Genomic DNA, 19,925 nt, shown 5'->3' with positions numbered 1-19,925 from the left:
GCGTGACGCCGCCAACCTGCGGAACAGGGCCGTGCGCACCACCGTCGGATCGGACTTCAAACCGCGCGGGAGAGAGCCTGCCGCCCTGCCCGGCTCGCCTGCCTCAAGGCGGGCTTCGATGCTGTCTCGAACCATCATGACACCAACCTCCGTTGCCGGTCGGGGCGTCAAATCAGGCTCAACTCACTGCAAGTCGGCGGAAGCGAGCCTCGACACCGTAAGTGATGGATAGAGTACAACAAATGAGGACCGGAAAAACCTCCTTTTATCTTGCCCTTACCGATCTACGTTTGTTTTCCCTATTCTCAGTTCATATCGATCAACATCGAACATGATCGAACAAACCTGAATACAGACCTGGCCGGTTCTCGTCCTATGCACCGATCGCGACACGGCCCGCCGGACCGGCGACGGCTACACCCAGGCCTTGTTGAGGATCTGGGCGGCGAGCTGGGCCTTGTCCTGCGGCAGGAAGCGGCCGTAGTGCTTGGCCACCATGTCCGGCGTGTCCTGGATGGCGTAGCTGGCCTGCTCATAGGACCCGGTCTGCTTGAGGATATGGGTCGCCAGCACATCGCGCACATTGTGAGGTCCGTGCGGCAGCAGCCCCGCGACAGCGCCCCGCCCGGTATAGGGATTGAAGATCCCGTATCTCTGGATGGCCAGCCGCCACGCCTCGTAGAAGCTCGTCTGGTCGTAGGCGGCGCTGCGGCTGTTCACCTTGGCGGACTTCACGAAGAACGTGCCGGGATCCTGAAATCCACCGAGCAGTATCCGCCGATGCCGGGCGACATAGGCTTCGATGTGGAGGTTCAGGTCGGCCAGGTCCGGCAACAGCAGGCGGAACGGCCGCGCACCGAAGAAGGACGATGTCGCGTTCTTGAACGCTAGCGACGGTATGTAGACCTCCCAGCCGCCGGCGCGTTCGCTCCACCGCAGCTCGCCCCGGCGATGAACTTCAAGCCATCGCTCGTTCCTCGGGATCGCACCTCGGCCGCACAGCATGAGTTCGCGAAGATTGCGCTGACGCAGGCCTGTGTGCAGCCCGAGCCGGAGCATCAGGAAGGCCCGGACCGCTTCGGCGGCGGCCTTGGGATAGCGCCGCTCGTCGGGCATGCGCCGGGCGATCTCGTCGGTGATCTTGCGATACTCCGCAAGCGGGTTGTCGGCCTCCAGGATCGGCAGGATGGGCTCGAAGGGATCGCGATGCACACGCGCCACCCGCGCGATCTCCTTGGTGCGCGCGAGGGCGTGCAGCCGCATCCCCTCGCAGGCCGCGGGCCAGTCCCGCCGCGCCGCGGCGATGTCGCCTGGCGAGATCAAGCCTTCGATCGGCTGGAGTCGGTCGGCGAGCGCCGGGTTTTGCCGGATCCAGCCCGTGCCTTCGCGCGTGAAGGCCGAGCCCAGGATGAGCAGGTCGACCTCCCACTGGGTGTAGAAGCCTCGCCGGCTTTCGCGCCAGCGCACATACCAGTCCCAGACCGCGGGAAAGACCAGCATGGCGAAGCTGAGGCTTTCGAGCGGCGCGCCGCGGCCCGCGACAGGCCCTTCCGGATCGGCCGCCAGGGCGCCGAACAGCAGGCTGAGATGCTCGGTCCGCTGATCGGCCGTCACCTCGCTCCAGACCCCGTTGCGCTGGAGCCCCGGCGCGGTGAGCACGTCCGTCTTGAACGACACCAAGGCCGCCATCTCGCGGCGCAGCGCGAGCGGCGCCGACAGGCCGTGGGTGGCGATGTCCGCGCTGGACGCCGGCGCCACGCCCCCACGGCTCTTCCTTGACCTCGACCCGGAGGCCGCGAACTGGAGCCCATAGCGCCGCTGGACCGCTGCAGCCTGGAACCGCCTGTAATCGGTCGAACCCCTGACGATCACCTCCCGCACCCAGGCCAGGATCTCCTGCTGCTGCGCCAGCGGTCGCGCCTCGAAGTCGTCCGGCAGGTGCCAGGTCAGCCGGCGCATCTCGGGCGGCGTCACCCCCTTGATCGCGCGACGCCGGACGGCCTTGGGACGGCGCTGCTGCTTGGACAGGAAGTAGCCTTCCGGAAGGGCGTAGCGCGCCTCGATCAGCGTGAAGATCTTCAGGCTTTCGACGCTCTGGGGGGCCTTTCCGCCGCGGCGCCAGACGGCGAGGGTCGAGGAGGAGATCCTGCCGCCTCGCGCCAGCAACGCTCGATGCAGCCGGTAGACGCTGTCGCCATGCCGGCGCATGTGCAGGTCCAGCGCCGCTTTGAAGCCAGGAGGGTCCTCCCACGGTTCGGGGCTCGCTTCGGGGTAGGGTGTCACGGGCTCCGGTCGCCGGCCCGGTCGTCCACGTGGCCGGCCTGTTCGCGTCGCGCCCCGAGGCCGGGCGGGCGGCGCGCAGGCCCGGAGCACCGGAAGCAGATGTAGCCGCGCCGGCCCAAGGGAGGCGGCCTCCACGCCTGCCTCCCGCGCGATCCGGCTCCAGTCGAAGCCTCGGCCCCGCTTCGGAACCTCATTCTCTCCGCGGGCCAGCGACTGCAGGTAGCGGTCCAGGGCGTCGCGCTCAACGCCGCCCAGGCACGTCGACATACCGGCGCGAGCGGCCGCCAAGAGACTCGGGCGGTCAGGACGGATTGATGGCATGGACCCCTCGAACACGGGCGCAGCCGGCATGCTTTCCCCGGCTCTCGTGACGAGCTCAGTCCGACATGGATAGAGACGCGCGCGAGGCGGGCAGACCCTAGGGCGCGGCGAACTTAATCTTACGGGCCGCCGCGTCGGCCCTGTCAGACCCACGTCTTCTGCATGGTCGTGGTCGTCACCGCCTGAAGCTCGACCGACCCGTCTTCCGGCTCCGACGCAAGACGACCGCAGACCCTGCGGTGTTCAACGGCAGCCTCGGCTTCCTCGGTGGTCTTCAGGGCCGGGCACGGACCCGACGGGGATCGTCGAGAACGGATGTTCGGATGTGATAGGCGACCATGTCAGGGTGTCTTGCGCCCGGCGCCGCGCGCCTGGGCGATGCTCGCCTCGTAGAGGTCGTGACCACCAAGGCTGGACCCGGCATGGACGCCGTCGCGCAGCGCCAGTTCAGGGGGCGCGACCTCGGGTCCTTCGCCGGGGGGAAGCGGCGGGGTGAAATAGCCGAGGGCGTAGCTGCCCATGGCGTAGCCCAGCAGAGCCTGCAGGTCGGGATCGAGCGAGCGCGCGATCTCGGGTGGACAGGAGAGGTACTGGTTCTCCTCCTGCCGCAACCAACCCAGGGCATAGGTGATGTTGAGGCCCCATCGGTCCTGGGCGCTTAGATTGGCGCCGCCGCCGTGGAAGACCGAGCCCGTGTAGACGAGGACCGAGCCGGCCTTCATCTCGGCGCGCGTCAGCTCCGCCTCGGTCGGCCGTCGGTCGTCGGGCCATCCGATGGACCCGGGCGCCACCTGGGTCGCGCCGTTCTCGGCGGTGAAATCGGTCAGGGCCCAGATGGTGTTGAGCTGCGGCTCGAGCCTGTCGAGGCTGCGGCCCCAGGCCCAGCGGTCACGATGGATGGGCTGGGCCGCCTGGCCCGGCATGATCCGGATGACCTGGGTCAGGTGAAGCTGGAAGCGAAGGCAATTGGGACCCAGGACCGTCTCGCACAGGGCCAGGATCCGCGGGTCCATGACCAGGGGGCGGGTCAGCGGGGAGCGGGCCACAAGTGCGCCCGTCCGCGTCGTGTGCTCGCCGGAGAACACATCGCGCCCGGGCTCCGTCGCCTCGACATAGGGGCGCAGCTCGGCGACCAGCGCGTCGACCGTCTCGTGCGCCAGAGCCTCGTCGAGGACGAGCGCCCCGTCGGCCTCCAGCGCGGCGACGATTTCCGACGCCGGTGCGTCCGCGGAGAGATGGATCAGCTGACGCATGGTCCCGCCTTTCTCGCTCACCTTCCTCCAATGGAAATGACCGTCAACCCTGCCTGGGCCCCGACTGCCGGCTGCGGTCGTCGTCAGCGGGTTGAGGGCTAGCCGTTCGACGCCAGCACGACGCCAAACAGCACGGCGCACCAGTGGGCCGCCGCGCCGGCGACGACGTGGCCGTGCCAGATCGCCCGCGCGAACTTCAGCTTCTTGTTCAGGTAGAAGATGACCCCCGTCGAATAGAGCAGGCCGCCCGTGACCAGGAGCGCCAGGGCATACCAGGCGATGGTCTCGATCAGCGGCGCCAACGCCACCACCACCAGCCAGCCCAGCGCCAGATAGACCCCGACCCAGAGCCTTCGATCGATGCCGATGAGCATGAGCTTGCAGAACGCGCCGAGCCCGGCGACGCTCCAGACCGCCATGGTCATGCCAGGCCCCCAGGCCCCCGGCAGATGCAGGGTGAAGGGCGTGTAGGAACCGGCGATCATGAGGAAGATTCCCGCATGGTCGAGACGACGCAGCGCCGGCCTATAGCGGGGATGGGCGAAGTTGTAGGCCGTCGAGAAGGCCAGCATGGCGACGACGCCGGCGGCATAGATCGAGACGCCGACCACCTGGCTGATCGCACCGTTCAGGACCGCCAGCACCAACAGGACGATCCCGCCCACCAGCGCCAACGTCAGGCCCATGACGTGCACGACGAGGTCGGCGCACTTGGCGGCGGCCGTGGGATAGTGGCGGGGCGGAACGGCGGCTTCGGGTGCGACCATGACGTACATCTACCGCACCAGGACGACGACATTAAGCCGTTCCCGGGACCGCGGTGGTGAATTCGCCCGATCTCCTCGGGTGGGGCCATCGAGCCGGCCGGGGGGCCATTGGGTGGCAAGGTGGTCGTGTCCGTCGATTCTCCTCGGGGGGCGGGCGCCTGGGCGCGACGGCCGACGGCTGTTGCACGGCTCCAGCCGACGAGCCCACTCGACGCAAGCGCGGGTCGATGCGTGCCCGCGCGCGCGAGCCCTGGGCGTCCTTGGGGAGTCCGGGGCTCGAAGCCCCGGCTCCAATCTAGTCGGGCGCGGCCTGAAGACCCGTCAGGTAGTCGGCCGCCTTCTGAGCGTGGGACGCGGCGCTGAAGACCGCCCGACTGTCCGCCTTGAGCACCTGAAGCCAACTCGCCAGATCGGCCGCGTCATTCTCACGGGGCGCGGCCTCCTCAGGTTCGATTGTGATCGGGAGGGAGCGGCGCCCCGCCCTGCGGGGCGCCGGCCAAGGGCCTAGTCGCCGGTGCGTCGCGACCAGATCAGGCTGTAGCCCACCTCGGCCTCGACCAGGGAGGCGTAGATCGGGGCCGGGAAGCTCGGGTCGTCGAGCTTGACCGAAAGGTAGTCGCGATCCTCGCGGCTCTTCTTGCGCCAGGCCGCCCCGAACTCGACGGCGGCGTGGAAGATGCGGAAGTCCGGGGCCTTGTCGCTCTCCCGCTCGGCGGGACGGATCACCGCGGCCTTGACGTTGAGGGTGAGGGTCTTGATGGCGCCCGTATAGGAGCCGTCGTCCTGCTTGTGGAACGAGCCGATGGTGGCCATGGGGAAGTCTCCTGTTGCTTCTCGACCGCGCCAGCCGCGGCCTCGACGGCGATCCAGGACGCAGGGGCGTTCGGCCCCGCAGCGTTCAGCCCGAAGCGCAGCGAAGGACGCCGGACCAGGTGTCTTTGCCTCGCGAGGAAGGGCCCAAGGCCCGGGGAAAGACGCCGCCGGCCGGCGTTGCGGAGGACGCACGGGGCGCAAGCCCGCAACCCTGCGAGGGGGTCAAGCCGGGAGAGGCCGCAAGGCGAGCTCGAGCAATCGCGGGCCTGTACCGCCCCTGGCCATCGAGCCCGCCCCACGGCGGACCGCTCTCGTCGCTGAGCCGGAGCCTACAGGCCCCGCACCCCGGACCCGTCCTCGGCGCGTCGGCCTGCGCCGGTCGTGACGCGGTCCCTTAAGGGTGTCTTCAGGGACGGCGCCGCGGCGCCGGCCTCAGCCGGTGGCCGCGTCCATCATCTTCCCGCGCAGCCGCCGCATCCCGCCCAGCCAGCGGTCGTAGTCGCCGGCCTTGCGCTGCATGTAGGTCAGTACGATCGGGTGGGGCAGGATCAGGAAGGTCTCCGCCGCCAGCCCCTCGACCACGCTTTCGGCCACTTCGTCGGGGGTCATGACGCCGTCCAGGTTCTGCGGCTGCGACGCGGCGTCGCCCTGCCGCAGCATGGCGGTGTCGACGCCCTGCGGGCAGAGGACGGAGACCCTGACGCCCTGGTCACCGTGGGTGATCGCAAGCGACTCGGCGAAGCCCACCGCGGCGTGCTTGGTCGTCGAGTAGACCGCCCCGCCGATCTGCGAGAGCAGCCCGGCCGCCGATATGGTGTTCAGCAGATAGCCGCCGCCTCGCGCCTGCATTCCGGGAATGACCGCGCGCGCCGCATGCACATGCGCCATGACATTGACCTCCCAGGCCCGCTGCCAGACCGCATCGGGCGACGACGCCGCGTTTCGCCGGTCGGGGTCGCCGTCGCCGACACCTGCGTTCGAACAGAACAGGTCGATGCCGCCGTGCCGCGCCTCGACACCGGCCACCATCGTCGCCATGGCCTGGCCGTCGCTGACGTCCAGGGTGACGGCCTCGCCGCCGATCTCCGCGGCGACGGCGGCGGCCCCCTCGCCGTTGCGATCGGCCACGATCACAGCTCGCGCGCCCTCCCGGGCGAAGCGGCGGCAGAGCGCCGCCCCGATCCCGTCGGCCCCGCCGGTCACCACGACGACCTTGTCCTTCACCTGCATCGGCGACGCCCTTCTTGATCCTGGTTCAGTTCGCTTCGGCGTAGCCGGCGAACGAGTTTTTCAGCGTGGCGTGGTTCAGCAGCATCTCGGCCACCTGCTTCCCGCCGCTTGAGTCGAAGACCCGGGTTCGCACCCAGTAGGACTCCGTGCGCTTGCTCTCAGCCAAGGCGACGACCTCGCGGCGCAGGACATAGTCCTCGCCCACGAACAGCGGCCCCTCGATCAGGCGGATCTCCTGGTCGGCGAAGAGGCCCACCGCTGGCCCCTTCACCGGGAAGGCCGCCTCACGGCTGGAGTATTCGAAGAGCACGCTCAGCATTTCGAACGGGATGATCGCCCGGCCCCAGGGCGAGGCCGCCGCTTCAGAATACCAAGGCGATGCCTCGGTGATCACCTTCAGCTTTTGGTTGAGGCTGAAGGGATAGAGGGCGCCCATGCTCTGGTCGGCGTCCATGCGCACCCGTTCCTCGCGCGCGCCGGTCATTCCGACCTTCAGGTCTTCCAGGATCAGCAGGCGGCCCGGTGGACGCAGGGCCGCCATCCGGGTGTCGAGGAGGGTCGGGCCGCCGGTGGCGCCGAGGCTGGCGCTCGCCTCCAGGACGGGCGTGCCGTCCGCCTTCTCGGCCCATACCCGGGTGGAGGTGGCCCCATCGGGCGGGATCTCGGCGAAGGCGCGGACCTCTTCGCCCTCGACCACCATGTTGAGGAAGTGGGCCGACAGGCAGCCGCGCTCGAACCAGGCCTGCCCCCAGATCCTGGCGAGCAGCGGCTGGAACTGGCTGAAATGCGTGGGCCCCTCGATGGGCCCGGCGCGGAACCCCAGCTTCTCGGCCATGGCGTCGTCATGGATCGAGCTATGCCCGCCGTAGGTCTGGTCGCCGAGCATCTGGCGTGGTCGCCGAAGGGGACCAGCGAGGCTCAGTTCCGTCGAAAAGCTCATGGGCCTCTCCCTGCAGCACGGCAGTTGCGCTGCCCGGTCACTCCGCAGGCTGAACGCGCGCTTCCCGGCCTACATAACGCGTCGGACGTGGAGGCCAAACATCTGTTTGAATGGAGGAGCGGAACGACTGCGCCAGGGGGCCGGCCTGAGGTTCACCGCTTCCACGGCGCCAGCGCGTAGCTCGTACTTCTGCCGCCGGCGGATTCCTTTGTGAGCACCCCCGCCCGCACAAGACCGTCAATGTCTCGCAAGGCGGTATCCTGAGAACACTTGGCCAGGACCGCCCACTTCGACGTGGTCAGCTTCCCTTCGAACCCTCCCAGCAGGCGTTCGACCATGCGTCTCTGCCGTTCGTTGAAATTCACGTCGGTGTAGGTCAGCCAGAACGCCGCCTTGTCGAGGACGGCGCCAAGCACGCCCCCGGCGCCGTCGATCGCCTTGCCAAGGCACGACAGGAACCACTGCAGCCACCCGGTTATGTCCAGGCCGCCTTTTTGAGTGGTCTCGAGCACGTCATAGTAGGCGGTCCGCTCGACCCGGATTTGTGCGGACATGCTGTAGAAGCGTTGCGGGCTGTCATCGGCGCGCGCCAGGGCGAGGTCAGCTATGGCCCGCGCGATCCGTCCATTGCCATCCTCGAACGGGTGAATGGTGATGAACCAGAAGTGAGCGACCGCGGCCTTAAGGACCGGATCGATGGCGGCCTCCTCGTTGAACCAGGTCAGGAACCTCGCCATTTCCCCCGGCAAGTGTTCCGCCCGCGGCGCCTGGAAGTGAACGTGCTCGCGGCCCGGCCCGCCGGAGACGACCTGCATGGGTCCGTCACGATCTTCGCGCCATGCCCCGACAGTGATCTTCTGCAATCCGCTCCACCCCGTCGGAAAGAGCGCCGCATGCCAGGCGAACAGCCGCGTCTCAGTGAGCGGCTGGTCGAACCTCTGGGTCGCATCGAGCATCATCTCCACGACCCCCTCGACCTGACGGTCGACGGGGGTCAGGGCGCCGATGTCCATGCCCAGCCGTCGAGCAACGGATGAGCGGACCAAATCCTTGTCGAGGATCTCCCCCTCGATCTCGCTCGATTTCAGGACGTCCTGCGTCAGAGTCTGGAGGACGGCGTCCGCCCGGAGCGGAAAGCCCATGGCTTCCATGCGGCCCAAGAGCCGGCCCTGACGGTGCCGCACCTCGCTCAAGGCCGCCTGCAGGCCGCTCTCGTCCCAGACAAGGTCCGGCCAGCCCGTGTCTTCGTAGATATAGGCCATAATCACCGCACCATTTGCGGCGAATATGATCGGCAATCACCGCAAATGCAATCGTATTCTCCGCAAAATTGCGGAGAATACGCCCCCTAATCTCCGCATCAGGTTTGTCCCAGGACAAACCTGCCGACGCCACGCGCACTAAAACGCCTGACTTTCAGATAGTTATCGCTTGAGAGGTCGGCGCGCAGCAGACGCTCGAAGCGCCATGCGCAAACACTTGCCTTGCCCGTGTCGGAAATCCGCAGAATGACCAATGCCGCATTCCCCATAGCGAGCCGTGTCATGGCGGCGGCTGTCGCTGCCGCTGACGGCATTATGAGCGCCATACGTCACGCCCCCTGGGAGTCAGCCAGTTGGAACTCAGGACGCACAAGTTCGATCCTGAAGCTCGGCACGCCGATCGCTAGGACCGACGGGGCTCGCTCATGGAGCGATTGTCGGGCCCAGGAATTCGACCAGCCGTGCCTCGAGGCCAGCCTTCGCCTTTGTCTCGCATTCCCAGACGACAAGGACGGTCCATCCTCCCGCCTCGGCCCGCACAAGGTCTCGCATATCTCGTTCACGGTTTCTCGCGAACTTTTCCTGCCAGAATTCGGTTCGCGTCCGGGGCATCGTAGCGTTCCTGCAGCCGGCGTGTTGATGCCAGAAGCAACCGTGCACGAATATTATCTTCCGGCGGCCCGGAAATGCCACATCCGGTCGGCCTGGTGCTGCCGCCCACTGAAGTCGGAATCGATACCCCAGGGCATGGAGCATCCTCCTGACGATCCATTCCGGCTTCGTGTCCGCACGACGGATACGACCCATATGCGCACTGCGTTGTGCAGGCGTGAGATGATCCACTAAGGCCTGCCTCATCGTGATGCCGCGGCCGTCGGGATGGTTGTACCGAGGGCGGCAAGATTTCGCGACATCTCATCCGCCACCGCCTTAGCCAACAGGGGTGGGACTGCGTTGCCGATCTGTCGGAACGCCGCGTTCATCGCGCCCGAGAAGGTGAAGGAGTCTGGGAAGGACTGCAGGCGCGCCGCTTCGCGGACCGAGATCGTCCTCGCCTGCGTGCTGTCATAGTGGATATGGCTGTAGCTGTCCTTACCGAGGTGGGCCATCAGCGTCCTTGCAGGCAGGTCAGGCTCCATCTTGCGCCACTTGTTAGGAAACTTGCCGACGTCGTACGGCGGCACGAACGCCGCACGAAGCGCGTCGTGGGCCTCGCTCCCGGACTCGGGTGCCGCGTTTACGGCCGCAAGCCGCTCGAGCTCCTCGCCAAATAGCACGCATGCCGCGGCGTGCGCCTCAGGATACTCATCTCCTGGTGCAAGCCGGGCGAAGATGCGCCAGTCCCTGGGAAGGTGGCGGATCACATGCCCGGTCACACCTTCGGCGGTCGCCGGTCCCGACCAGTGCCGCATGAAATCCGCATAGCTACCTTCGGGCACCATTGGCGTCCCGTAGCCAATCGCCGTCTCGAGCGCCCGACGCCCCCGTCTCGATCCTCCATCGAGGTGGGCAGTCAGCACAGGGAGGTCGCTCAATGCCTCACGCGCGGTGACGGCCGGGGGCAGTTCCGGAGAGGGCATCGCGGGAGGGTGGTAGGAGTTCACGTCGCCTCCCGGCAACCCTTTCAACAGCTTGAGCGCAACCCTGCGGCTTGAGGCGTAACCTCTTGGCAATTGCAGGAAACGGGTCGGGCGCGGGAAACTCGGTTCTATGCCGAGCTCACGGCGATAGGCCACCAGGATCATGCGCTCCCGCATCTGAGGGACGCCGTAGAAGGCCGAATTGAGAAGGGTGTATCCGGCCACGTATCCACGGTCCCGCAGGACCTCGCACGTCTCCTCGGCGATGTTCTGACCGCCATGGTTCAGGACGTCGGGAACGTTCTCCATGAGCAGGGCCAACGGTTGGAATGCCTCTACATAGGCAAGGTACTCGAGATACAAGCGAGCCCGCGGATCGCGGATGAAGGCCTCGGGATGGGACTCGATCTCCCGGAGTTTGGGACGACCCACCCGCGCGAATGCTTGGCATGGCGGACCGCCGACGATCACGTCGATGCAGCTCGTGACCGGCCCCAGGTCGAGCGTGTCAGCGAGCTCCACCGGCGACAGGGAGGTGATATCGCGTGGCAGCGCGTAGATGGGCTGTCCTGGGTGGAAGTTCGCTCCGTGGGATTCGGCGGCGCGCGGATCGAACTCTACCCCAGCTGAGATCTCGAAGCCGGCCGCGTTGAACCCCAGTGAGAGCCCGCCGCATCCCGAAAAGAGGTCGAGCACCCGCGGTCGTCCTCCCTCAATGAGTCGACGAACCTTCGCCCATACAGCTCCTTCGCCACAGACAGCTCCTGAGAGGCTTGCTCCCGTCAGGCGGCTAGACGTTGGGCCGGAACTACCATCGTGCACGTCAGTACTCTCCGCCCCGCGGCCACCCGGCGTCAATGCGCGGCACCCGGGTCAAGGCGACGACATCCATGGGTCGTCGCCGGTATAGGAAACTGCCGGGCTGAGGGCCAGGCTTTCGGGCCATGGCCCGGCAAGTACGAGGGTTGATGTGGGCGGGCTTTCACGGAACAAGGGGGTGCCTCGGGGGATCGCATGGCGTACCAGATCAACACGCACGTCCAGCGCCTGCATCGATATCTGCCTTTCGACGCATCGTTCGACCAGATCTATGAGGAGAACCGCAACGTAGGCGACTCCCTCGAGATCGAAACCCGCGCGCTGCACTATCTCAAGACTGTTCTCGCGGACACGGCCCGCTTGGTGATCCTCACGGGCGACGCGGGTCACGGGAAGACGCACCTTTGCAACCGCGTGCTCCGCGAAGTACTCGGGTATTCGGCGGACGCGGCTAGGACGGCCATCAAGCACGCTTGCGATGGGCGCCTCCTCATGTCGGACCGTCCCGGTGGAAGGCCGTTGCGGGTGTTCAAGGACTTCTCCGAGGTGACGCCCGCCAAAGCGCGCGATCTGCTGAAGTCGGCCGCCGCGGATCCCGATTCCGCCACGGTCGTCTGCGTCAACGAGGGGCGGCTCCGGACGATCCTCGCAGGCGACGGAGACCTCGCGGATGTAGCGCTTGCCTTTCTCCAATCGTTCGCGTCTGGCAGGGCGTCTACCGAGGGCCGACTCCATATCGTGAACCTCAACTATCAGTCGGTCGCGGCCGGCGATGCCGCCCTCGTCGAACGGGTGCTGTCCGGCGAAGGCCGCATGCTCGGCTGGCTGGCGCCGCGACGGTGGGCGGTTTGCGATAGCTGCGACGCCAAGCCCGGCTGCCCGATGGCCAGGAACGCGGTGTTGCTGGAAGGCGCCACGGGGGTCGGCCGGCGGGCCCGAATCCGAGACGTCATGGCCCTGATGGAGCGACTGGGGGTCGTCATAACGATCCGCGAGATCCTCATGACGGTGGCCTATGTGCTGACGGGCGGCCTCAAATGCGAAGACGTCCATCAACGCTTCGGTAGGCAGGCGGATGGCTGGCAGGCAGAATACATGTTCTACAGCCTCCTATTCGCCGGCCCGCGAACGTTGAGTCGGGACCGCTTGGCGCGGATCCCCGTCCTAGCGGAGATCGCGGCCCTGGATCCCGGTTTGGTCGCTGATCGCCGCGTCGACGAGCGCCTGATCAATGACGCCGATGTCTTCGTCGACCCGGGCTTCGAGTTGAGGTTCCGCCGACGGATCGGAGGCCGGGAAGCGCTGATCGATGCCACACATGGGATCGACGAGATCATCGCCGACGCAAGAAGCGGCGACGAGAGGCACACGGAAGCGGAATTCACCAGGGAGGTGATCCGCAATCTGCGTCGCCGCGACTTCTTCGAGGGCGCGGTGAATGGCCTGGAGGCGGCACGGCTGGGATTCAGCCACTACGACGATTTCCGATTCTTGCTCTCGGGCGAATCCGACAACAGCCGCCGCGTAACAATCAAGAATCGACTCATCACGGGACTGCATACCATCCAGGGGCTGCGGCTGCCGGCCAGCGGCTCCACGCTCCACCTCGTCGACCCAGCATTCGGTCGATCGACGAGCAGCGCAGCGATCATCGCCCGGAAGATCGGTTCAAGTCAGATCAGGCTGCTGCCGCAATCCGAGGGCTGGGAAGTCAGGCCGGACGACCCCTACGCGCTTCGCGGAGCAGTGGACTGGATCGAACGCGCCGTACTACTGACCGTTGACCTCGGCGGGGGCGAGCGGCGGCAGCATCCGCTGGACCTTCTCAGCTTCGACTGCATCATGAGGGCGGCTTCGGGCTACCTGCCCGAGGCATTCTACGCGCACGATATCCGGCGCATCCTGAACTTCCTGGGCCTGCTCGCCGAACGCAGCGCGCACGATTCCAACGACAGCATCAGCGTGATGGTGGGCGGCGCACTGCACACAGTCACACTGGAAGAGGGCGGCGTCATTGGCGTGAGCAAAGGCTGATCCATGAAGACACCGGACATATCCCAGGCTCTCGTCGGCGGAATCCTTGTCGCCGATGCCGCCGGCCATTATCCCGGCCTTGAGCTGCTCAATTACGTATACGGCTCCGAAGATGGTGTGCTGGCCAATGGGGAAAATCCGAAATTCGTTCGGACCGCCCAGGACTTCGCGCGCCGGCTCGTCTGGGATCCCGAGCGGTTCGCGGACACGGCCGCCGGGCGTGAGGTCTTCGTGGGTGACGGCGCCGAGGAGGTGCTGCGGCAGCTCCTGAAATGCCTACAACTTCCTGTACCGGATCGGAAGACGCCGAACTGGGAGGCAGCGCACTTCTTCCCGTACACTCGATCGTTGATTCATTGGGATGCGCGCAATGCGAGGTCGCAATCTCGCGGGGTCGTCCAGATCGAACGACGGTACCTCCGCGGCGGCGGGGCGCTCGCCTACAAGGTCCTGCGCCAAGACCCGGACTCAAGGCGACTGGACGCTATCAGGGACGGCTTCGCGGCAATGATGCCGGACGAGGGCGCCACGCCGTTGGAACGCCTGGCGCAGGTCCTAGCAACTCACTCTCGGCCAACCGCGGCGACCGCCTGCTCGGTCGAAGCCGCGGCCAACCCTCCGGAGGACGAACTCGACAGGCAGTACAGGGACGGCATCGCCTCCATCTTGTCCCATACGGACCTCTCCTCCACTGCGCGCGTGAAGGCGGTCGTCAACTGGACCGGCTTCTGGCTCGCCCTCTGCCAACGCGACCGCGCCGCCGAGCGGCTGGAGGCGCGACGCCCGCCAGCCGTGGTGGACTGCGGCTCAGGACCGAGCCAGCTCCGACGCGAGTCCGCTCGAGGGCTGAAGGAGATCGTCGCGGTCATCGGCGAGGCGGCTGAGGCCTGCCTGCCGGAGGGGGATGAGCTCAAAGCCAAGGCCCGCCGCGACCTCGCGGGATTCTTCACCCGTACCTGTGCCTGGACGGGGCTGATCAACGCCTTCTCCGGGAAGCGCCACTTCGCCATCGGCCTGGACCTCCTGGAGGCTCTTGTGCTGGCGCTCGTGCCGCTCGATCAGGAGAGGCCGTTCGAAGTCTTCGCGGGCGAGGACCTGCACGCACGCTTCGGCCTCGTGATCGGTCGGTCCGCGGCGGCGGCGGAGGGGCTCCTCGGGCGACTTGACGCAAGCCTTTTCGAGGACAACGAGCAGGCCTTCGCTCGCCAGCTCGAGGCCGCGGGTCTCTTGAAATCCTACTCCGACACCACACGGATGGTCGGCACGAAGGCGCTGCGATGATCGACAACCTCATCGCGCGCCTGGCCTATGAGACCGCGCGTCATTTCATCCGCGCCGGCGCAGCTGCGGACGAGGGCGACCAACCGGCCCTGCGAGTGAAGAACCTGCTCGATGCCGAGGCGGAGGAGCTCCTGCGCATCTGGCTCATCAGCGCTGGCGCAGACGGCCTGGGCGACGTCCGGGTCGTGGTGGCCCAGGACAGCAATCTCGAATGCGACGATTGCTTTCGCGCCGATCCGGAAAAGTCCATCACCTGGTATCGCAACAACAATCCCACGGGCCTCCTCTACCTGCAGACCAAGGTCGAATCCGACGAGCAGGGCCTCGAGTCTATGTTCACGGTCCAGGACCGTAACTACCTCGACGGGTCCCTCCAGACCGTAGGCTTCGCGCCGGAGCGTAGGATCGTCGAGCTTGCCTGGGCTGCTGTGAATGGATCAGACGCACCGCCTCCTAGGCGCCTCGCGGAGAGGGTGTCGGAGGTGCGGCTGCGTCTCGACGAAAACGGGGTCGGTTCCGGTGTGCGCGCCTTCGCCGCCTTCGCGCTTGGCGTCTCCGCGGAGATACGGACCCTTACGACCGGCGCCGTCGACCACGCCACGCTCGACCGAGGTGTGGGCCTCGCGCTGCCCCTCCTCAACCTTCTCCCGGACGAGGATTGGGCTTCCGATAGGGACGTCTCGAGGCGCCTGCTGCTCAACCACCGCCTCGCCGACCACATGAATCCTTCGGGCGTCGATCAGGACCCGGAGGTCCTCAAGGCGCTCATCCGCGCCGCGGTTTTCAACGATCCTGCCGGCACCCCCCTCCCAGAGGACGACAACCGCGCTTGGCGAGCGGTCTGCGAGAGGTATGTGGACCAGCCGCTCGAAGAGCATCGTCGCTCGACGCCATTCTGGGTGTATCGACAGGTGTTCGCTAAGGCGGCCGTGATGGGCGTGCCGCTGGGGGACAGGGCCCGCGAGGAGCTGGCGGCCACCGCGCCGGACCGTGTCGGGGAATTCGACGAGCTGAATGTCCGCGATGGTCTGAACCTGAGAGACGCCGAGTCTGCGAGACGACTGGTCGAGGCCGCGCCAAGCCCGGATGCCCCTGAGGCGGGTCCCCTGGTCGACCGCCTCCTGGCAGCGACGCAGAAGCTCCTCAGGCGCCTCGCGTACCCGCGCGCTCGTGAGTTCCGCGACCCTTTCACTCGGATCATCGAAATGGTCCGCAACGCGGGAGCGCCGGAAGAGCTGGAAGGCGCTGAACTCGAGGTCATGTGCGGGCGATTGGTCGAGGCCGATGGTCCGTCCGTCGACCTCTTCGCCTTTCTATACGGGTCGACGCTCACTGAGATCGGTGCGATGGCCGCGACCGGATCCACGGGTCTAGTCCTGCGGATCGAAGAGCGCCTTCTCACGCCAGGCCGGCCGCCGCCACTCAGGACGGTCCTGGGGGAAGATGAACTGTCCGACGACCACCCGGGCGTCTCGGGGCCGGACGCGCCCGTGGAGTGGCCCGGGGTACCCATCGAGCTGCGGTTGTGGAAGGGCGACGGTCCGGGCCGCGTCCTGATCGACGAGGCTACGAACCTGCGGTGGAGGCCGGAGGACATAGAATGGCTGGCCTTCGGCTGGCTGATGATAGCGGCCGAGGACGCCCCGGCCAACGAGCCGTTCCTGTCGAGCTCGACGTCGGATTTCGCGCAGATTGTCGCCCACGCGATCGAGCGTACGACGCCTCTAGCCGAACTCATCGTAGCCCGACCTTTGCAGGCCTCGGTCTCCTGTGACCCCACGCTGCTCGCGCTCCGAACCGCTCGAGCCTCCTTCATAGCGGAGGCGGCATCGGGCGGTCTCGCGTCCAGCGGCATCGAGGCGTACGCCGAGACCTGGGAGCTGCTGCTCCACGAAGTGCGCCAGTCCTTCGTGCCCAACGGCGTGCTGGACGAACGCCTCCACGCGGCGGCGGCACAGGACGTCGTCCACTGCGAACCTCAGTCTCGCGCCCTGATGCTTATGTCGCATCCGCTACGCCTGAGGTGGCTGGCGCGCCACTTGCGGGAGCTGGCCCGCGTGTGCAGCGAGGCGCTCGCGCTCAGCCTGCGCTTGAACAGCGTGAATGAGGGCCACTATCTGGAGAATCTCGAGCTGCTGTCTGCCCACGGGCAGCCTCCGCTCCTGGCCAACAGCGCGCGGACCCTGCTCGTCCCGGTTTCAGAGCACGGGCTCGCGGAAGTCTATGCGGCGATCAAGCAAGAGGGGCAGACCACCACCGCTTGGCGGGCGGAAGTCGACGAAGTGGCTCTGCGCGACGTCGCGCGCCAGTTGACGGAGTACCTGCGCGCCCATCCCCACAAGTCGGACGGAGTGAGTCTGCTCCTCGTCCTACCTGCAGGCGGCTCGGTGCCCGGCGAGCTGGTGCGTCGGGTGCGGCGTGGCGAATTCCGGGACGTGCCCATCCGCTGCCACGTGCTCGCACCGCGATCCTCCTGGGAGCGGATCGTCGCCGGCTTCCAGGACCTCGAGACCGGGAACCGCATGGCCGGATCGGCCCGCCTCAACCCCCCGCTCCAGCTCGAGCTCATCGACTGGCAAGGCGAGGTGCATGCGGCCGGCCAGCTGGAAGGCAAACAGTTCGACCTCGCGATCGTGCCGAACTTCTTCGGGGACAAAGTGGACGTGAACGAGTACGCGGACGCGCCTCGCACCGCGGCCGGTCGGTTCGACCCGCTCTACGATCGATCGACTTATGTGGACCTCGAGGCTGCAGCCGGCGCCGTGTCAATCGTGCTCCGACCAGAGGTCTCCGACCCGGTTCTCGAAGACTGGTCGACGATCAACGTAAGGCTCCTACGATCGGAAGCCATCGCGCCCCTGTCGCCGGACTGGACCGACTACGTCAAGCTTCGGATCCGGTTCGAGGAGGCCGCACAACTGTTCAGCGCCCTCCACGAGTGCAGCCATTGGGTGATCACCCTGGACCGGTATGTCGGCCGCAACCAGATCGAGAACCTGCCACAACGTCCTGACGTGCTGACCGTCCGCGAAGGCGTTGGCCAGAGCGGTCTCTCCACGCTCGTGGTCTCATCGAACACCGGCCGCGATTTCGTGGTTCAGCGGTTGCGGCGCAAGCTGGAGAGGCTGTCGCGAACCGTCGTGGGCCTCGACGTAGAGGCGCTGGCCATCGGCGTATATGACGAGATCCGGGAAGTGGCCCCCGGCCTTATCCTGCGCTCCATGGGCATCTCGCGGGTCACCGAAGAGGTGCTGGGCCTGATGGTCGCGAAGCGGATCGCCGAGTGGGAGGTCCCAATCCCGGCCGACGCGACCTCGGTCTGGATCTCGCTCGACGAACACTCCGAATGGTTCGGTGGCGACAGCGGCATCCGCGCGGACCTCTGCCGGATCGACCTGGTTCGCCGAGAGGGTCGCCTGCAGGTCGGCGTGCTCGTCGTCGAAGGCAAGTTGCGCCAAGCATACGATGCGCATGGCGAGGCCCAGGCTAGCCGTTCGCTGCGCCTCATCGGTGAAGCGCTCGACCCCGATAGCGAGGATCGCGCCGACGCCCCGTTCTGGCGGCGTGCTGTGCTGAACGCGTTGCGGGCAGTGAGCGACAAGGCCTCGCTGCGCCGTGTTCGCGAGGGGGTCGCCATCCCGGCCGAGCTCCACGACGAGGATCGGGCCGCCTTGCTAGCGGGCGACTACCAGCTCGCCGTCCTACGAGCCGTCTATTCCATCTGTCTCTATGACCGACCCGGCCGACTGGAGCGCAGCGATGCGGGCGAAGTCGCCGTCTTCAGGGCTGGCGCGGAACAGGTGCTCGACCTGATCGAGGGCCGCATGGAGAGCGCTCGGCCCAGTTCGGCCGGGAGTGCCTTGAAGAGCCCGCCCGACCAGTTCGAGCCCGGACAGCCCCCTGCCCTCACGCCTGCATCATTTCCGCCCTTAGATGACCGCCCAATCGGCGCACCTGTGGCGGTGCTCGTCCCAGGCGACATTGCCGCGCCCGCCGTTGTGGAAATCTCACCGGAGCGCCGGGGGATGGACCCCCAGCGCATGCAGAGGTTCTACCAAGTCATCCTGGACACCTTCGAGGAATTCAAGGTGGACGTTCGGCAGCCGCGGGACGGAGGCCCGAACTTCATCGAAGGGCCGGCGTTCGTGAAGTACCGCCTCCTCCCCGGCCGCGGCGTCGATCCGAGACGGCTTGGTGAACGCGAGGAGGCCCTCAGGCTCGCTCTTGGGCTCGAAGAGGGGAAACGACTGAGGTTCGTGATCGGTGGCGGCACCGTGAACATCGACGTTCCGAAGGTCGACGAGGACCGCTATTTCGTCCGGGCTGAAGACATGTGGGCACGTTGGGACGAGACGCGCTCGTCTGGCCGGCTTGCGGTTCCGCTGGGCGAGAACCAGCTCGGCGAGGTGGTCGAGCTTGACTTCTCGTCGGCAAATTCGCCGCACCTGTTAATCGGCGGCATGACCGGCAGTGGGAAGTCGGAGGCTTTGAACACGATCCTACGGGGTCTTACCCGCCTCTACGGCCCCGATCAGCTGCGTCTTGTACTCGTGGACCCGAAGCAGACGGAACTCGCGCCCTTCGAGGACAGCCCCCACCTACTCGGTTCGATCGGCTACTTCGCCGAGGATGCGGTGATCTGCCTCGAGGCCGCCGTGGCCGAGATGGAAGATCGGTATTCCAGGTTCAGGGCAGCCGGACAGGGGGTCCGGGACCTCCCCACCTACAACGCGAAGGTCACCGAGTCGGAGCGCCTGCCTTGGCATCTGATCGTGCTCGACGAATACGCCGACCTCATCACCGAACCCGATGTTCGACGCAAGGTCGAGGGGGCAGTCAAGCGGATTTCCCAGAAGGCCCGCGCCTGTGGCATCCACCTGATCATCGCGACACAGAAGCCGAGCTCCGAGAACATCAGCACCACCATACGGTCCAACCTTCCCGCCCAACTCGCGTTGCGATGCCGCGGCGTGGTCGAGAGCCGCGTCGTAATGGATGAGGCCGGCGCCGAGACCCTGAACGGAAAGGGCGACGCCTTCCTCAAGCTAGCGAGCGGTATCGAGCGCATCCAATGCGCGCGCGCGGGGTGACAAAAGTGTGGAAAGATCGAGCGCCCTACGAATGCGCGACGCGCTCGACCTGGCCACCGATGCGATCCGCGGATTCCCGCAGGACATCGATGGAAAGGACCTCGAGCGTCGGCGGGGCCTTGTGGCTTCCGTCGAACTCGACATCGAGCCCTTCGTCGCCAAGCTGTATTTCACCAAGCTCCATGCCGACGCATGGCGAAGTTGACGGCTGTACTAGCCCGACAATGCGATCTGGAACGGCTATGGCGCGCT

13 protein-coding genes are annotated in these 19,925 nt (G+C 66.7%); 4 read left to right on the top strand and 9 right to left on the bottom strand.

Going from position 1 to position 19,925, the window contains the following annotated elements:
- Positions 1-414 precede the first annotated feature (414 nt).
- The 9 genes from M9M90_RS05130 to M9M90_RS05090 form a co-directional block, all read right to left on the bottom strand.
- Positions 415-2,283: a hypothetical protein gene (locus M9M90_RS05130; protein ID WP_254836093.1), complete on the bottom strand. Its 1,869-nt coding sequence runs from the start codon at positions 2,281-2,283 to the stop codon at positions 415-417.
- Positions 2,284-2,945: 662 nt separating this feature from the next.
- Positions 2,946-3,857, bottom strand: a complete 912-nt coding sequence (locus tag M9M90_RS05125) for a phytanoyl-CoA dioxygenase family protein (RefSeq protein ID WP_254836092.1) — start codon at positions 3,855-3,857, stop codon at positions 2,946-2,948.
- A gap of 98 nt (positions 3,858-3,955) precedes the next feature.
- Entirely contained in the window at positions 3,956-4,624 is a 669-nt protein-coding gene (locus tag M9M90_RS05120; RefSeq protein WP_254836091.1) for a hemolysin III family protein, read from the bottom strand.
- A gap of 504 nt (positions 4,625-5,128) precedes the next feature.
- Entirely contained in the window at positions 5,129-5,437 is a 309-nt protein-coding gene (locus M9M90_RS05115; RefSeq protein ID WP_254836090.1) for a DUF736 domain-containing protein, read from the bottom strand.
- 432 nt (positions 5,438-5,869) lie between these two features.
- A complete protein-coding gene (locus M9M90_RS05110) occupies positions 5,870-6,667 on the bottom strand; it encodes an SDR family oxidoreductase (RefSeq protein WP_254836089.1) in 798 nt (265 codons plus the stop codon).
- A 25-nt stretch (positions 6,668-6,692) separates the two neighbouring features.
- Entirely contained in the window at positions 6,693-7,607 is a 915-nt protein-coding gene (locus tag M9M90_RS05105) for a hypothetical protein (RefSeq protein WP_254836088.1), read from the bottom strand.
- Between the two features lie 152 nt (positions 7,608-7,759).
- Positions 7,760-8,869 (bottom strand): Fic family protein, encoded by a 1,110-nt coding sequence (locus M9M90_RS05100; protein ID WP_254836087.1) that lies wholly within the window; start codon positions 8,867-8,869, stop codon positions 7,760-7,762.
- 423 nt (positions 8,870-9,292) lie between these two features.
- Entirely contained in the window at positions 9,293-9,727 is a 435-nt protein-coding gene (locus tag M9M90_RS05095; protein ID WP_256549230.1) for a very short patch repair endonuclease, read from the bottom strand.
- Positions 9,724-11,145 carry a DNA cytosine methyltransferase gene (locus tag M9M90_RS05090; protein WP_254836086.1) on the bottom strand — a complete coding sequence of 474 codons (1,422 nt, stop codon included), beginning with the start codon at positions 11,143-11,145 and terminating at the stop codon, positions 9,724-9,726. The genes M9M90_RS05095 and M9M90_RS05090 overlap by 4 nt, the downstream gene beginning before the upstream one ends.
- A 318-nt stretch (positions 11,146-11,463) precedes the next feature.
- Between M9M90_RS05090 and M9M90_RS05085 the strand changes: the two genes are divergently transcribed.
- From M9M90_RS05085 to M9M90_RS05070, 4 genes are read left to right on the top strand one after another with little or no spacing between them, the layout of a single operon-like run.
- Positions 11,464-13,302 (top strand): hypothetical protein, encoded by a 1,839-nt coding sequence (locus tag M9M90_RS05085; protein WP_254836085.1) that lies wholly within the window; start codon positions 11,464-11,466, stop codon positions 13,300-13,302.
- Between the two features lie 3 nt (positions 13,303-13,305).
- Positions 13,306-14,583, top strand: coding sequence for a hypothetical protein (locus M9M90_RS05080; protein ID WP_254836084.1), 1,278 nt, complete (start codon positions 13,306-13,308; stop codon positions 14,581-14,583).
- A complete protein-coding gene (locus M9M90_RS05075; protein ID WP_254836083.1) occupies positions 14,580-19,673 on the top strand; it encodes an FtsK/SpoIIIE domain-containing protein in 5,094 nt (1,697 codons plus the stop codon). The genes M9M90_RS05080 and M9M90_RS05075 overlap by 4 nt, the downstream gene beginning before the upstream one ends.
- Before the next feature lie 31 nt (positions 19,674-19,704).
- On the top strand, positions 19,705-19,878 hold the full coding sequence (locus M9M90_RS05070) for a hypothetical protein (protein ID WP_254836082.1): 174 nt from the start codon (positions 19,705-19,707) through the stop codon (positions 19,876-19,878).
- The last annotated feature ends 47 nt before the right edge of the window (positions 19,879-19,925 follow it).

It is taken from the genome of Phenylobacterium sp. LH3H17, assembly GCF_024298925.1.
Taxonomy (GTDB): Bacteria; Pseudomonadota; Alphaproteobacteria; order Caulobacterales; family Caulobacteraceae; genus Phenylobacterium.
This window is presented reverse-complemented; position numbering and strand designations above follow the sequence as displayed.